The organism is Pseudomonas sp. FSL R10-2189, from assembly GCF_009600325.1.
Taxonomy (GTDB): domain Bacteria; phylum Pseudomonadota; class Gammaproteobacteria; order Pseudomonadales; family Pseudomonadaceae; genus Aquipseudomonas; species Aquipseudomonas helleri.
The window spans coordinates 23,710-37,503 of the sequence record NZ_WIVZ01000025.1 but is presented as its reverse complement, the minus strand read 5'-3'; the positions used below and the strand labels follow the sequence as shown (position 1 = coordinate 37,503).

The 13,794-nt window shown below is 58.6% G+C and carries 10 protein-coding genes; 9 read left to right on the top strand and 1 reads right to left on the bottom strand.

The window, feature by feature from the left end; translation table 11 throughout:
• Nucleotides 1-11 precede the first annotated feature (11 nt).
• From GHO32_RS17725 to GHO32_RS17695, 7 genes are all read left to right on the top strand, one after another.
• Nucleotides 12-1,799, top strand: coding sequence for an ABC transporter ATP-binding protein (locus GHO32_RS17725; RefSeq protein WP_153332696.1), 1,788 nt, complete (start codon nucleotides 12-14; stop codon nucleotides 1,797-1,799).
• Nucleotides 1,793-3,559 carry an ABC transporter ATP-binding protein gene (locus GHO32_RS17720; protein WP_153332695.1) on the top strand — a complete coding sequence of 589 codons (1,767 nt, stop codon included), beginning with the start codon at nucleotides 1,793-1,795 and terminating at the stop codon, nucleotides 3,557-3,559. Before GHO32_RS17725 ends, GHO32_RS17720 begins: the two co-directional genes overlap by 7 nt.
• Nucleotides 3,559-4,500, top strand: a complete 942-nt coding sequence (locus GHO32_RS17715) for an ABC transporter permease (protein WP_153332693.1) — start codon at nucleotides 3,559-3,561, stop codon at nucleotides 4,498-4,500. Before GHO32_RS17720 ends, GHO32_RS17715 begins: the two co-directional genes overlap by 1 nt.
• Nucleotides 4,497-5,447, top strand: a complete 951-nt coding sequence (locus GHO32_RS17710; protein ID WP_153332691.1) for an iron chelate uptake ABC transporter family permease subunit — start codon at nucleotides 4,497-4,499, stop codon at nucleotides 5,445-5,447. The genes GHO32_RS17715 and GHO32_RS17710 overlap by 4 nt, the downstream gene beginning before the upstream one ends.
• On the top strand, nucleotides 5,444-6,205 hold the full coding sequence (locus tag GHO32_RS17705; RefSeq protein ID WP_153332689.1) for an ABC transporter ATP-binding protein: 762 nt from the start codon (nucleotides 5,444-5,446) through the stop codon (nucleotides 6,203-6,205). The genes GHO32_RS17710 and GHO32_RS17705 overlap by 4 nt, the downstream gene beginning before the upstream one ends.
• Before the next feature lie 14 nt (nucleotides 6,206-6,219).
• Nucleotides 6,220-7,212, top strand: coding sequence for a siderophore ABC transporter substrate-binding protein (locus GHO32_RS17700; protein ID WP_153332687.1), 993 nt, complete (start codon nucleotides 6,220-6,222; stop codon nucleotides 7,210-7,212).
• 115 nt (nucleotides 7,213-7,327) lie between these two features.
• Nucleotides 7,328-9,544 carry a TonB-dependent receptor gene (locus GHO32_RS17695; RefSeq protein ID WP_368668332.1) on the top strand — a complete coding sequence of 739 codons (2,217 nt, stop codon included), beginning with the start codon at nucleotides 7,328-7,330 and terminating at the stop codon, nucleotides 9,542-9,544.
• A gap of 114 nt (nucleotides 9,545-9,658) precedes the next feature.
• Here the strand turns inward: GHO32_RS17695 and GHO32_RS17690 are convergent, their stop codons facing one another.
• The gene (locus GHO32_RS17690; RefSeq protein ID WP_153442942.1) at nucleotides 9,659-10,573 is read right to left on the bottom strand and encodes a LysR family transcriptional regulator; all 915 of its coding nucleotides are present in this window, start codon (nucleotides 10,571-10,573) and stop codon (nucleotides 9,659-9,661) included.
• Nucleotides 10,574-10,862: 289 nt separating this feature from the next.
• Between GHO32_RS17690 and GHO32_RS17685 the strand changes: the two genes are divergently transcribed.
• On the top strand, nucleotides 10,863-11,879 hold the full coding sequence (locus GHO32_RS17685; RefSeq protein ID WP_153332626.1) for a zinc-dependent alcohol dehydrogenase family protein: 1,017 nt from the start codon (nucleotides 10,863-10,865) through the stop codon (nucleotides 11,877-11,879).
• 318 nt (nucleotides 11,880-12,197) lie between these two features.
• Nucleotides 12,198-13,640: a hypothetical protein gene (locus tag GHO32_RS17680; RefSeq protein WP_153332624.1), complete on the top strand. Its 1,443-nt coding sequence runs from the start codon at nucleotides 12,198-12,200 to the stop codon at nucleotides 13,638-13,640.
• Nucleotides 13,641-13,794: the final 154 nt, after the last annotated feature.

Sequence of the window (13,794 nt, the reverse complement as noted above, 5' to 3'; positions counted from 1 at the left end):
GTTTGAATTCCATGGAAACTCCTGACCCGGCCTCGGCCAAACGAAAGGTGCGTGGCCCGATCAGCCAGCTACTGAAGCCAGTTCGTGGGCGATTGATCATTGCCGCCGTGCTTGCGGCTTTAGGTGCGATGTTGACGCTGGTGCCGCTGGCGGTGATTGCACACATCGCCCGGCTTGCCCTGAGCGAAGCCGACATGGCGCAAAACCAGGTGGGGTGGGCCGTGACGGTCGGGCTGGCAAGCCTGTGTGCAGGTTTGTTGTTGATCGCCGCCTCTGAGCTGCTCGCGCATTTGGCTGACAACCGCCTCACCCATCATTTGCGCGTGGCGATTGCGCAACGCCTGAGCCGCGTGCCGTTAGGCTGGTTCACCAGCCGGGCCTCGGGGGAGGTCAAGCAGGCGATGCAGGACGACATCAATACACTGCACAGCCTGACGGCGCATTTCTACACAACACTGGGCCGTGCAGGCGGGGCCATTCTGATCGCGCTGATCTACCTGTTTGCGCTGGATTGGCGCCTGGCAATCTTATCGCTTCTCCCGCTTCCGGGGTTTTTCCTGTTTTTTGCCAGGGCCATGAAAGCCAGTGAAGCGAACATGCAGGCGTTCGCGGCCGGCATGGGGCGCATTGACAACGCAGTCGTGGAATTCGTCAACGGTATTGCCGTGGTCAAATCGTTTAGTGGCAGCGCCAGGGCTCCCCGCAGCTACCGCGATGCGGTTGATGCCTTTGCCGAGGCTTTTGTCGGCTTCACCCGGCCACTGGTGGCGCCGATGGCCAATGCCAATGCGCTGATTGCGCCGGTCACGGTACTGGGCATGGTGCTGGTCTTTGGCACCGTATTCGTTGGCCTGGGCTGGATGGAACCTCTCGATGTGCTGCCGTTTGCCCTGGTGGCCCCGGGGCTTTGCGGCCCTTTGCTGCTGTTGCACTACATCACCCATGACCTGAATCACGCGACCGGCGCCGCCCGGCGTGTGCAGACCTTGCTGGATACACCGGTGCTGGAGCAGCCGAGCCCGAGCGAACAGGCATCGCCCAACGGCAACGAGATCCGCTTTGAACATGTGGGTTACGCCTATGACGCCGAGCGCCGTGTGCTTGCAGACGTCAACTTGACGCTGAAACCGGGTACCACCACGGCCATCGTCGGTTACTCCGGTGCGGGCAAATCGACACTGGCGCGACTGCTGCTGCGCTTCTTTGACCCCACCGAGGGGCGCATCACGCTGGGTGGTGTGGACATTCGCCACATCGAGTCCTCCAGCCTGTACCGGCACATCGGTTTTGTCTTGCAGGAGGTGCGCCTGATCCACGCCAGCGTGCGCGACAACATTGCCCTGGGCAGGCCGTCGGCCACCCGGCAAGAGGTCGAGGAGGCAGCGCGAACCGCCAATATCCACGAGCGAATACTCGCGTTACCACGCGGCTATGACGCCGTGATCGGCGAAGACGCGCAGCTCTCCGGCGGCGAACAGCAACGCCTGAGCATCGCCCGCGCCGTGTTGCTTGATCCGCCCGTTTTGGTGCTCGACGAAGCCACGGCCGCCGCCGACGCCGAAAGCGAAGTGGCGATCCAGGAAGCGCTGTCACGCTTTGCCGAAGGCCGTACGCTGCTGGTGATTGCCCATCGCCTCGACACGGTGATGCATGCCGACCAGATCATCGTGCTCGACAACGGCACGGTGCATGAACAGGGCTCGCACCAGCAACTACTTGCGCGCAAGGGGCTCTATGCGCGTTTGTGGGCGCAGGGTGGTTACTCGCAGTCAGAACAACAGGCGGTGCCGTCATGCTAAAACCCCTTACTCAATTATTGGGCGATGACGCGCCGGTCTTGCGCCGCTACCTGTGCATGGCCGTAGCCTATGGCCTGCTCAGCGGGCTGAGCCTTATCACCCTGGTCCCCGTGTTACAGCATTTATTGGCCAACGATGTGCGGGGCGCCGGGTTATGGCTGGGCCTGACGCTGGCGGGCGTGGTGGTGTGTTGGGCCTGGCGACGCCAGGTAGACAAGGCCGGCGTAGCGGTGGGTGTGGCGATCTTGCAGGGCGCCCGGCAACGTATCGGTGATCATGTCGCGAGCCTGCCACTGGGCTGGTTCACCGCGCAAAATACCAGTCGCCTCGGGCATGTGATTACCCACGGCGTGATGGCGGTTGCGCAATTGCCGGCGCATGTCTTTACGCCCCTCATCACCGGCGCTGTCACGCCGCTGGTAATGGTCGCTGCGCTGTTTGCGCTGCACTGGCCGCTGGGCCTGATCGCACTGCTGGGGCTGCCGCTGCTGGTGCTCGCGCTGCGGTTAACAGGACGGCTGGGGCGACACTCCGGCCGGGCTTACCAGCAGCACTTTGCCGATGCCAGCCAGCGCATGGTTGAGTTCGCCCAGGCACAGTCGGTGCTGCGCGCCTTTAACGGCGAAGGCGGCGGGACGCAGTTGCTTGAGCACGCCATCGACCGGCAGCGCCGCTCCGGCATGCGCCTGATCTTGCAGTCCACGCTCTCGGTGGTGCTCAACGCCTGGGTGGTGCAGGCCATCTTTGCGCTATTGCTGATAGCGGCTGTGATCTGGCTCAACGAACATCTGGGCGTTGCCCAGGACACCGGCTCGGTGATTGCTGTTGTGGTCGCGCTGGTGTTGGCCAGTCGCTACATCGACCCGCTGCTCGACGTGGCCAGCTACGCCGAAACCGTGCGTGGTGCCTACGGTCAGCTTGAGCAAGTGCAAAGCATTTTTGCCGTTGCGCCATTGCCTGAACCCGAGCAGCCACAGACCCCGGCAGATGCTTCGATCGACTTGCGCGGGGTCAGCATGCGTTATGCACCCGATCAGCCGGAAGTGTTGCACGGCGTCAGCCTGCGCATTGCGCCGGGCAGCATGACGGCACTGATTGGTGCTTCCGGTTCCGGCAAGACCACGCTGGTGCGCTTGCTAGCGCGGTTTTTCGATGCCTGCCAGGGCAGCGTGCTGATTGGCGGGGTGGACGTGCGGCAGATGTCCAGCGCGCAACTGGCCAGCCAGATCAGTCAGATTTTCCAGGACACTTATCTGTTTCAGGGCAGCATTGCCGACAACATCCGTATCGGCAGACCTGCCGCCAGCCTGGCCGAGATTCTCGATGCGGCGCAGCAGGCCGGGGTCAGCGAGCTGATCGAACGTTTGCCTCAGGGCATCGATACGCCGGTGGGTGAGGGCGGTGCGCAATTGTCGGGCGGTGAGCGCCAACGCATTGCGATTGCCCGGGCGCTGATCAAGAACGCCCCCATCCTGCTGGTTGATGAAGCCACCGCCGCCCTGGATGCCGAGAACCAACAGGTAATCGCCCAGACACTCGCCAGGCTGCGCGGTCGGCACACCCTGGTGGTGATCGCTCACCAGCTGTCGACTGTGGCCATGGCGGACCAGATTCTGGTGCTCGATAAGGGCCAATTGGTTGAGCAAGGTTCCCCGGCAGCATTGCGCGCCAGCAACGGCCGTTATGCGCAGTTTTTGCAGCAGCGCCGGGCGGCCAAGGGCTGGCGTATTGCTGTGCCTACGAACGGCGAGCAAGCCTGATGCGTGCACGATGGGCTGTGCTGTTTGCCTTGCTCTGCCTGGCGTCGCTGTTGGTTGGGGCGCGACAGTTGCAGTGGTCGCAGTTGTTCTCGGCGTCGGGCGATGCCTGGCTGACGATCACGGCCAGCCGTCTGCCGCGTCTTGCCGCGTTGGTGCTGACCGGGGTTGGCCTGGCGGTGTGCGGGGTGATTCTTCAACATATTGTGCGTAACAAATTCGTCGAGCCGGGCACCACGGGCGGGTTGGATGCGGCCAAGCTCGGCATCCTCGTGTCGTTGGCTCTGGCACCCGCTGCCGGAGCGCCTGCGCGAATGTTGTTTGCGCTGGTGTTTTGTTTTGCTGCCGGCCTGATCTTTGTGTGGGTGATCCGCCGCATCCAGTTCAAAAGCACGGTATTGGTCCCGGTTATCGGCCTGATGTATGGCGGCGTACTGAGCGCCTTTGCCGAGTTTTATGCCTATCGCAATAACATCATGCAAAGCATGCAGGGCTGGCTGCTGGGGGACTTTTCCCGGGTGGTGCAGGGCAGCTACGAAATTATCTATTTGATCCTGCCGATTGTTGCTCTGACCTACCTGTATGCCCACCGTTTCACCGTGGTAGGCATGGGTGAGGGCATGGCCACCAGCCTGGGGCTCAACTATTCCGCAACCGTGGTGCTGGGGTTGCTGCTGGTGGCAGTCACCGTGTCCGCCACCGTGATTACGGTCGGCGCGATCCCCTTTGTCGGCCTGGTCATCCCCAATCTGGTCGCGCTGCGTTATGGCGACAACCTGGCGCGCACGCTGCCCATCGTGGCACTGGGTGGCGCGTGCTTGCTGTTGGTCTGCGACATTCTTGGACGTCTGATTATTTACCCGTTCGAAGTGCCCATCGGTTTGACTGCGGGCAGCGTGGGCGGGGTGTTGTTCCTCGTGCTGATCATCTGGAGGCACCGATGAGCCGTGCGCTGCCCCGATATGCCGTGTGGGGCGCGGTCGTATTGTTGGCGCTGGTGTTTGTGTTCATGCGCTCGGGCCTGGATTTTGACTATGTGATCCCCAAGCGGCTCGCCCGGCTCGCAGCCATGGTGATCGGCGGGGTGGCGATTGCCTGGTCGTCGATCACCTTCCAGACCCTTACCGGCAACCGCATATTGACCCCCGCAATAATGGGCTACGAGGCGGTGTATCTGCTCTTGCAGGCCTTGCTGGTGTTGTTCCTCGGCACGTACAGCGCGGTTCTGCTGGGTGTCTCCGGTAACTTTTTACTGTCCGTGCTGCTGATGCTTGCCTATTCGTGGTGCATCCATCGCGGGTTGTTTCGGGACGGCAAGAACAACGTGTATTTCCTGCTGTTGGTCGGCCTGGTACTGACCATGGTGATCAGTACCTTTACCCAGTTCGTCCAGCTCAAGGTCAGCCCCGGTGAGTTCTCTGTGTTGCAGGGCTTCAGCCAGGCTTCTTTCAATCGGGCACAGCCTCAGCAGTTGCTGTTCTCCGGGGCGCTGGTTGCAGCCGTATGCCTGGTGGGCCTGAAGACCTTACCCACCCTCGATGTACTCGCCCTTGGGCGCGATCAGGCTATTTCGCTGGGGGTTGATTACCGGCGCAACGTGCGCCTGCACCTGGGCTTGATTGCGGCGCTGGTGGCGATTTCAACCAGCTTGCTCGGGCCCACGGCGTTTATGGGCGTATTTGTCGCAAACATCACGTACGCGTTGGCCCGCACCTTCAGGCACCGGGTCACCCTGGTGCTGGGCAGCGCGATTGCCGTCGGTATGTTTATCGCCGCCCAACTCTTGGTCGAGCATGTTTTCAACTACAAGACCACTGTCGGAATCCTCGTCAATCTGGTGTGCGGCGGGTACTTCCTGGTGTTGATGGTGCGTACCCGAGGAACCCCATGATTACTGTCCATGACATTCATAAGGCCTATGGCGCCAAGACCGTACTGAACAACGTTAATGCGTGTTTCCCGGCCGGCGGGCTGACTTCGCTGATCGGCCCAAACGGCGCTGGCAAGACCACGTTGCTGATGATGATCGCGCGGCTGATGGCGCCGGGGCGTGGCGAAGTGCGTCTCGAAGGCCGCCCGGTTACGGGCTTGCCAATCAATGAGTACGCCAAACGGGTGGCGACGTTGCGCCAGTCGCCAGACTTCAACTTGCGCTTGACGGTGGAGGAGTTGGTCGCGTTTGGGCGCTTTCCTTTCAGCCGTGGGGCGTTGACCGCCGAAGACCGGCGGCTGATTGGCGAGGCAATCGAATTTCTGTCTCTGCAACCGTTACGCCACGCCTACCTCGACGAACTCAGCGGCGGGCAGCGGCAAATGGCCTTTTTGGCGATGACGATTGCTCAGCAAACCGACTACCTGTTGCTCGATGAACCGCTCAATAACCTCGATATCAAGCACGCCGTGCAGATCATGCGCGCGCTGCGCCGACTCTGCGATGAGTTCGGCCGTACGGTGATTTTGGTGGTGCATGACATCAACTTTGCTGCCAGCTATTCCGATCACATCGTGGCGATGAAGGCGGGTGCGGTGCATTGCGCCGGGAGCGTTGAGCAGGTGATTACTCAAACCCGGCTCAGCGAGCTGTACGGGCTGGACTTCGACATCAGCCAGGGCCCGCGCGGGCTTCTGTGCAACTACTTCAACCCCTAGAGAGAACCTTGAACATGGCGCATCACACCCAGCGTTTGTGGCCGTTGGCCCTGCTGATAGCCGCAGCTTTTGCGGTGCAGGGCTGCAACGACAAACCGGCAACACCGACCAAGGCCAGCCCTGCCGCGCAAGCGGGGCAGGGCGCTTACGCACCGGTCAGCGTGCAGCATCAATTGGGCACAACGGTGATCGAGCACGCCCCGCAACGGGTGGTCGCTCTGGATATGAACGAGGTCGATTTTCTTGATCAGCTCGACGTGCCGGTGGTGGGAATGCCAAAGGATTTTGTCCCGCATTTTCTCGCCCGCTACAAGGATGCTGCGAGTGTCGAAGACGTCGGCGCCATTGTGCAGCCCAATCTTGAGCGCGTTTATGCGGCCAGGCCGGACCTGATCCTCATCACCTCGTTGCAGGCCAATCACTATAAAGAGCTGAGCGAAATGGCTCCGACCGTCCATTTCGATGTCGACTACCGCGACAGCGAAGCGCGGCATATCGACGTCATCAAGGACCACTTGCTGACCTTGGGGCAGATTTTCGACAAGCAGGCGCTGGCCCGCGAGAAGGTCGATGAGCTGGATGCCAAAGTCGAAGAGGTCAGGCATCTCACGCAAGGAAGGCCCGAAAAAGCCCTGGTGGTGCTTCACAACAATGGCGCTTTCAGTTCATTCGGCGTGCAGTCGCGCTACGGCTTTATCTTCAATGCCCTGGGAGTGAAACCCGCTAGCGCGACCTCCGAAGCGGGTCTGCATGGTCAGCCGATTTCCAGCGAATTCATTCAGCAGGCCAACCCCGACATCATTTATGTGGTGGACCGCACGGCGGTGATGGAGCGTCGCCCGGTGATGGACGCCCAAAGCATGGGCAACCCGTTGCTGCAACAGACCAAAGCATGGAAGAACGGCAAGGTGATTTTTGCCGATGCCCAGGCCTGGTACGTGACAGGCGCGAGTCCGACCTCGCTGAAATTGATGATTGAGGACGTTGAAAAAGGCTATCAGCTCTAGGCCGCTCCAGGCCTTGGCCAGTCATTTATTGGTCATCTAACGATTCTCATTAAAAACACCCTTTTTATTTAGATAAACAACAACCAGCAACTTCCCAGTTGAATGGAGCCTTAGCGTGCGTAAAAATCACTTATCAACCCGCATAGCGCAACCTCGCGCAGACTTTGCCTTGAGCCGCACCGCCACTGCCGTACAGCGCGTGCTATTGGGCATGACCTTGGCCGTGGCCGGCTTGCCAGCCTATGCCGACACCTTGAACACCGAAGAAAAGGCCGTTTCAACACTGCCTGAAACGAGGGTGGAGGGTGAAATGGACTTGCCTTCCGAATTGCCCCCCAGCTACGCGGGAGGGCAGGTTGCCTACGGCAGCCGGGTTGGCTTGCTGGGCAATAAAGACTTTATGGAAACGCCATTTAGCACCGTCAGTTACACCGAAAAATACATTGCTGACCGCCAGGCACAAAACATCACCCAAGTGATCGCCGCCACAGACCCGGCGGTGTTCAGCAATGGGTTGACCGGCACCTTCAGCGAGAACTACTCCATTCGCGGTTTTGCCAGCAACATCAGCGACGTGACCATCGGCGGGTTGTATGGCGTGGCCCCTTACTACCGGATTTCGCCGGAAATGTACGAGCGCATCGAGGTGCTCAAAGGCCCGTCTGCACTGCTCAACGGCATGCCGCCGGGAGGTTCGGTCGGGGGGGCCGTCAATCTGGTGCCCAAGCGTGCAGGCAACGAGCCGTTAACGCGCTTTACCGGCACCTATATGTCCGATGCGCAGTTTGGCGGTCACCTGGACGTGGGTCGGCGCTTTGGCGAAGACCAGCAGTTCGGCGTGCGCTTTAACGGGGTGTACCGGGATGGCGACGGCGCTGTGAATCATCAAAAGCTCAAAGCTGAACTGACCTCGCTCGGTCTGGACTGGCGAGGCGAGCGCGCGCGTCTGTCGGCCGACCTGTATGAGAGTGAAGACCGTGTTCGCGGGCAGAACCGCGGTATCAACCTGGCCTCCGGCGTTGCGGTGCCAAAGCCACCCAAGTCCGATACCTTGCTTAACCCTGACTGGGCCTATGTGCAGACCAAGGATCACGGCGCCATCGTGCGCGGTGAGTACGACCTGACCGACGACCTGATGGCTTATGCGGCGTTTGGCACCAGCGAAACCCGCTACGTTTACAGCGGCACCATGTTGGCCACGGTCTTTAACGAGGCGGGCGACTTCAAGACCAGCATGGGCCAACTGAAAATGGAGCTGGAGAAAACCTCAGGCGAAGCGGGCTTGAAAGGCAACTTCCAGACTGCGGCGATCAAGCACCAATGGTCGATCAACGCCACGCACTACGGCGACACTCAGAAGGACTACGGCCGCAGGCAGGTGCCCGGAGCGGACTGGATTACCAACATTTACAACCCGGTGTGGGGCCCGGCAGCGGATAAAAGCTTCCCGTACATTGCTCACAGCGAAACCCGCCTGACCAGTTACGGCGTGGCAGACACCTTATCGGTGCTTGAAGACCAGGTGCAATTAACCCTGGGGGTACGTCGTCAGCAAGTCCTGACCGATACCTTCAGCGTGAGCACCGGCGCACGAACCGGCCGCTATGACGAAGCCGCTACCACACCCGCAGCGGCATTATTGGTCAAGCTCACCGACAATATCTCCGTGTATGCCAACTACATAGAAGGCCTGAGCAAAGGCGCCACCGCGCCGATGACAGCTGCGAATGCCGGGGATGTGTTCGCGCCGTACAAATCCAAGCAAAAAGAAGTTGGCCTCAAGCTGGACCTCGGCGACTTCACCCACACCCTGAGCCTCTATGAAATCAAGCGCCCCAGCAGCTATACCGACCCGGACACCAACGTCTTCTCCTTTGGCGGCGAGCAACGCAACCGTGGGATTGAATGGGGCTTCTTCGGCGCGCCGCTGAACGACGTGCGGCTCATGGGCGGCGTGGCCTATGTTGATCCCAAACTCACCAAGACTGCTGGCGGCATCAACCAGGGCAAAACGGCCACCGGCTTGCCCAAATTACAAGGCAAGCTGGGCGTGGAGTGGGACACCCCGGTGATCGACGGCCTGACCCTCACCGCCAACGCAACCTCAGTGTCCAAGCAATACATCAGTGCCGACAACTCGCAATCGATCCCTGGCTACACCATCTTTGACGTTGGCACCCGCTACACCACCCACCTGGCCAGCCGCCCGATCACCTTGCGCGGCAGCGTGACCAACGTCACCAACAAGGCCTATTGGGGGACGCCACTACTGTCCAGCCTGGGGCTGGGCGCGCCTCGGACGGTGGAGCTTTCGGCTTCGGTGGATTTTTGAGTTAGCTTGGAAGAATGTCTGGCGGCAGGTGCCGCCAGATTTTGGTTGGGGGGAGAATCAAACGATTGCGAGGCAATCTCACTCCTGCATATTCACAGCAACTGTTGTCATTCTTTACAGACTCTCAGGATCCCCAAAAAACATCTGAATCCTCGACCGCAACCATCGTTCCCCCGGGTCGTTGTCCTGTGCCCCGCGCCAGGCCATGTGCAGTTCAAAGCTTTCTATCTCAAGCGGCGGGTCTTCGGCGCGTACGCCGCCGGCGGCGGTGAGGGCTTCGGCGGTGTAGTCGGGGACCATGGCGACGATGTCGGTGCCCGCCAACAATGTGCTTAGACCGTTGAATTGCGGCACGGCGAGGACGACATGGCGCTTGCGACCGGTTTTTTCGAGTTCGGTGTCGATGTAGCCGCTCAAGTCGCCGGCAAATGAAACCAGTGCGTGGGGCCGCGCGCAGAAGTCGTCCAGGCTCATGGCGCCGGGCATGGTGTCGGCTCGCAGGAGTTTGGACCGGCTGCGGCGCAAGACTTTGCGCTTGGCATTGGCGGGCAGGTCGGTGGTGTAGCTGACGCCTACCGAAATCTCTCCCGACGCCAACAGCGGAGGCATGAGGATGTAGTTGACTCGCCGTACCACGAGGACGATGCCCGGGGCTTCCGCGCGCAAGCGCTTGAGCAGCATAGGCAGCAGTGCAAATTCAACGTCATCCGACAAGCCAATACGAAATACAGAGGTGCTGGTGGCCGGATCGAATTCTGAAGCACGGCTGACGGCGGTGGAGATGGAGTCGAGTGCCGGTGACAGCAGCGCGAAAATGTCTATCGCCCGCGCTGTGGGCTCCATGCTGCGGCCGGTGCGCACGAATAAGGGGTCGTCAAACAAATTGCGCAGGCGCGACAAGGCCGCACTGATGGCCGGCTGCCCCAGAAAAAGCTTTTCGGCGGCACGGGTCACACTGCGTTCATGCATCAGGGTTTCGAAGACGATCAGCAAGTTCAGATCGACGCGACGCAAGTCGTTACGGTTCATCTGGCGGGATTCACTGAAGGGTCAACGGAAAGTCAGGTAATGGATCTTACTGGCAAAGTTCATAAATCGTCACTCGGTAGATTGCCTTTCTTGGATTGATGAGGCGTGTTTCAGGGCTTATAGCCGGGAATTTCAAGGGTTTTTGCCGTGCAGTTCGCTGCTTTTGACGGCTAAAAAAACGCGCCGGATCAATGACAGGCATGTCGACTATTAATGCTGTCTGTTAGTCTTGCGCACAAAGCCCGGATAAAGTCCCGTGGTATTAGCGATTAATAAGGCGAGGTTTGTGATGTCGCGCACGATCCGTTTTCACAAGTTTGGGTCAGCCGAGGTGCTCAAGTGCGAAGAGCACGAGGTCGCTGCGCCTGCGCCTGGCGAAGTGCAGGTGCGTGTCGAAGCGATAGGTATCAGTTGGTATGACGTTCTCTGGCGCCAGAACCTGGCGCCAAGCCCGGCGCATTTGCCGGCGGGCATTGGTCATGAAATGGCTGGTATTGTCACTGCTGTGGGTGCTGGCGTTGATGATTTGGCGGTAGGTGACAAGGTGGCGAGCTTCCCGGCCGAGAGCGCCAACGCGTATCCAACCTACGGCGAGCTGATCCTGATGCCGCGCTCAGCACTCACCCGTTATCCGGATATTCTGACCCCGGTACAGGCCAGCACCCATTACACCCCGCTGTTGATCGCCTATTTCGCCTATGTCGATCTGGCGCGTATCAAGCCGGGTCAATCGGTATTGATCACCGATGCCAGCCACTGCGCTGGCCCTTCATTTGTGCAGTTGGGCAAAGCGTTGGGGGCGAAGGTCATCGCTGCGACCAAAGAAAGTGAAGAGCGCGAATACCTGCTGGGCCTGGGTGCCGATCACGTGATCGTGACCGAGGAACAGGACCTGCTGATGCAGGTCAACAAGATTACCGACAGCCGAGGCGTGGACGCCGTTTTCGATGGTCTGGGTGGCCCGCAAATGTCAGTGCTGGGTGATGTGCTGGCCCCTCGCGGCAGTCTGGTGCTCTACGGTCTGCAAGGCGGCAACCAGACACGTCTGCCAGCCTGCGCCTGTTTTCAGAAGAATATTCAGTTTTTTGTGCATTGCATCGGTAATTTCACTGGCAAGCCGGAGTTGGGCATTGACCAGGACGTAGAAGCCATCCAGCGCGCCCTACGTGAAATCAACCAGTTAACCGCTGACAGGGTGTTGCTGCCTCTGGACGTAAAAGTGTTCCCCTTCGATAAGTTCGTTGAAGCCCATCGCTACATGGACGATTGCCCATGCCGCGGACGTGTGGCGCTGGAACTGGGGTAATTTCAAGTCCACATACCGCCTGCAGTTGCAAACAGCCTGCCCTTGAACCTTGAGTTCAAGGGCATTTTTGTTGCGCATGAATAAACATGGCCCTCGCTTTTGTTTATTGAATATTGATGCTGGCAGTTTTTAATGGCGGGGATCAATTCATTTAGATTTTTCTAATCTGGAAAAATATTCTTTTGTGTGTGTTTTATGTGTAGGTGGATTCCTATGCATATGTGGGTCGCATCTGTTATGGGGTGAACCCACTAGGTAACGGTGTGCTTGGTGCTGAGGGCTGTCGATAATACAGCGGTCGAACTGGAGGAATAGCCCATGAGCAACTTTCATGAACAAGCCATGCATTTTGTTTATCAACAAGTTCTACACCGGCTGCTGGGTTTTTTTAGTCGTCCCGAGCGCATTGCGTTGCAGTTGTTGGTTCAACGCATATTAGTCGCCGCTGGAGGGCTGGAGCGCATTGGAAGTTATCGGGTCATGGTGGTTCATGAAGGCGGCAAAGAATGCGCTTACACCTTGGCTTTTTTACGTGCAGCCCAACTGAGTATTGCCGGTCGTACCCCCGAAACATTTACCTTGCGTATTGCCGTATTGCGTCAGCCCCGCGTCACAACCAAGGTCATGGCGCGAATACAGACGCAATGCAATGAGCTGTTTGTTTATGAGGATCCCACGGTAGAACTGCTACTGGTGGATGAGACGCAAGTCAGGCGGTTAGACAAACATATACCGGTAGCCTTTGAGCGGCTGGGGTCCGACATGGATCGCACGCAGATACTGATGGCCGGGCATCTCTCGGAAGGTGTGCCCCGAGCGACGTTCTTTTACGCTGATCTGCTGTCGCGTGCCAAGCTCTATCGGCGTGCCTGCGAATGGGGCGGGCACGTTGATGCGTTGATCGATCGTCGCCCGCCCGAACATCTGGGTGAGTACAGTCAATGGATAAAACAAGTGGCACTTAAGCAGGGCCATGCGCCCAATGCTCTGTATACCCAAGGCTTTGAAAGTGCAGTCAAATTATGTTCAAAGCTGGATGATGATTTTAAACACTGGTTGCGCCTTCCCGTACCGTTGAATCTGTTGGGTACAACAAGTGCAGACACTGAAATTAACATTATCAACGTGTTCGATTGCCTCTCTTATGAAGTCGATATGCTGCATTCGCAAGTGCTGATGTTTGTAGAGGGGTCTTGGAACATAAAGATCCTCGATATTGAAGAGCCTCAGGCCGCTGTTGTTTTATTGTCGGCGCATGTACAGGGCGTTCGCGGTGTTTGTCAATGCGGGGATGAATATCATGTCGGGGTGCAAGAGTTTTTGCGCAAGGCCAGCGCCGACAATCAAACTAATGAGCGCTATAAAAGTCAGGTGATTAAACAGCTGGGCGGAAGTTTTAATACCCCAAGACGCATTGAAAAGCTTCGACACAGCATTACGCATTATCTGGACGAACTTCACGGCATGACCGATGAACATCTGGTGTGCGCACTGTATTCACCGTTCGTGGATCAGGCAAGTGGTCTCGAAGCCTTCTTACGACAACGCTACCCTGCAAAGCTTTACGCCCAGAATGACTTGCGGCTTGCCCTGATGGAGGAAAATGCCGCGTCTGAGGCCGATGTAAAGTGGCTTGAATCGATCAGCGGGCTGCCTGTGTCATCACTTAGGGTGCTGTTCGGTATGTCAAAAACAGACTTTACTGCCGGTAAATCCCTGATTGCTGCGCTGTGGATGCATGACCCGAACAAACTGCTCTGAGATTTAACAGTAGACCTGAAGCCGCTGTCTGGTCCCTGGTCAGCGGCAACCACACCCGAACTCGTCAGCCACTCATCCAATAGGGTTTGCCAGGCGGGTAGGCGAACTGCTATCTGTATGCATAACCAGTAACCAAAGCCAGTGGTTTGTTGTG

Excerpts from the sequence above, each read along its gene's own strand:
- GHO32_RS17720 (WP_153332695.1), top strand. The coding sequence starts at position 1,793 with ATGCTAAAACCCCTTACTCAATTATTGGGCGATGACGCGCCGGTCTTG.
- GHO32_RS17690 (WP_153442942.1), bottom strand. The coding sequence starts at position 10,573 with ATGAACCGTAACGACTTGCGTCGCGTCGATCTGAACTTGCTGATCGTC.
- GHO32_RS17700 (WP_153332687.1), top strand. The coding sequence starts at position 6,220 with ATGGCGCATCACACCCAGCGTTTGTGGCCGTTGGCCCTGCTGATAGCC.
- GHO32_RS17715 (WP_153332693.1), top strand. The coding sequence starts at position 3,559 with ATGCGTGCACGATGGGCTGTGCTGTTTGCCTTGCTCTGCCTGGCGTCG.
- GHO32_RS17680 (WP_153332624.1), top strand. The coding sequence starts at position 12,198 with ATGAGCAACTTTCATGAACAAGCCATGCATTTTGTTTATCAACAAGTT.
- GHO32_RS17705 (WP_153332689.1), top strand. The coding sequence starts at position 5,444 with ATGATTACTGTCCATGACATTCATAAGGCCTATGGCGCCAAGACCGTA.
- GHO32_RS17725 (WP_153332696.1), top strand. The coding sequence starts at position 12 with ATGGAAACTCCTGACCCGGCCTCGGCCAAACGAAAGGTGCGTGGCCCG.
- GHO32_RS17710 (WP_153332691.1), top strand. The coding sequence starts at position 4,497 with ATGAGCCGTGCGCTGCCCCGATATGCCGTGTGGGGCGCGGTCGTATTG.
- GHO32_RS17685 (WP_153332626.1), top strand. The coding sequence starts at position 10,863 with ATGTCGCGCACGATCCGTTTTCACAAGTTTGGGTCAGCCGAGGTGCTC.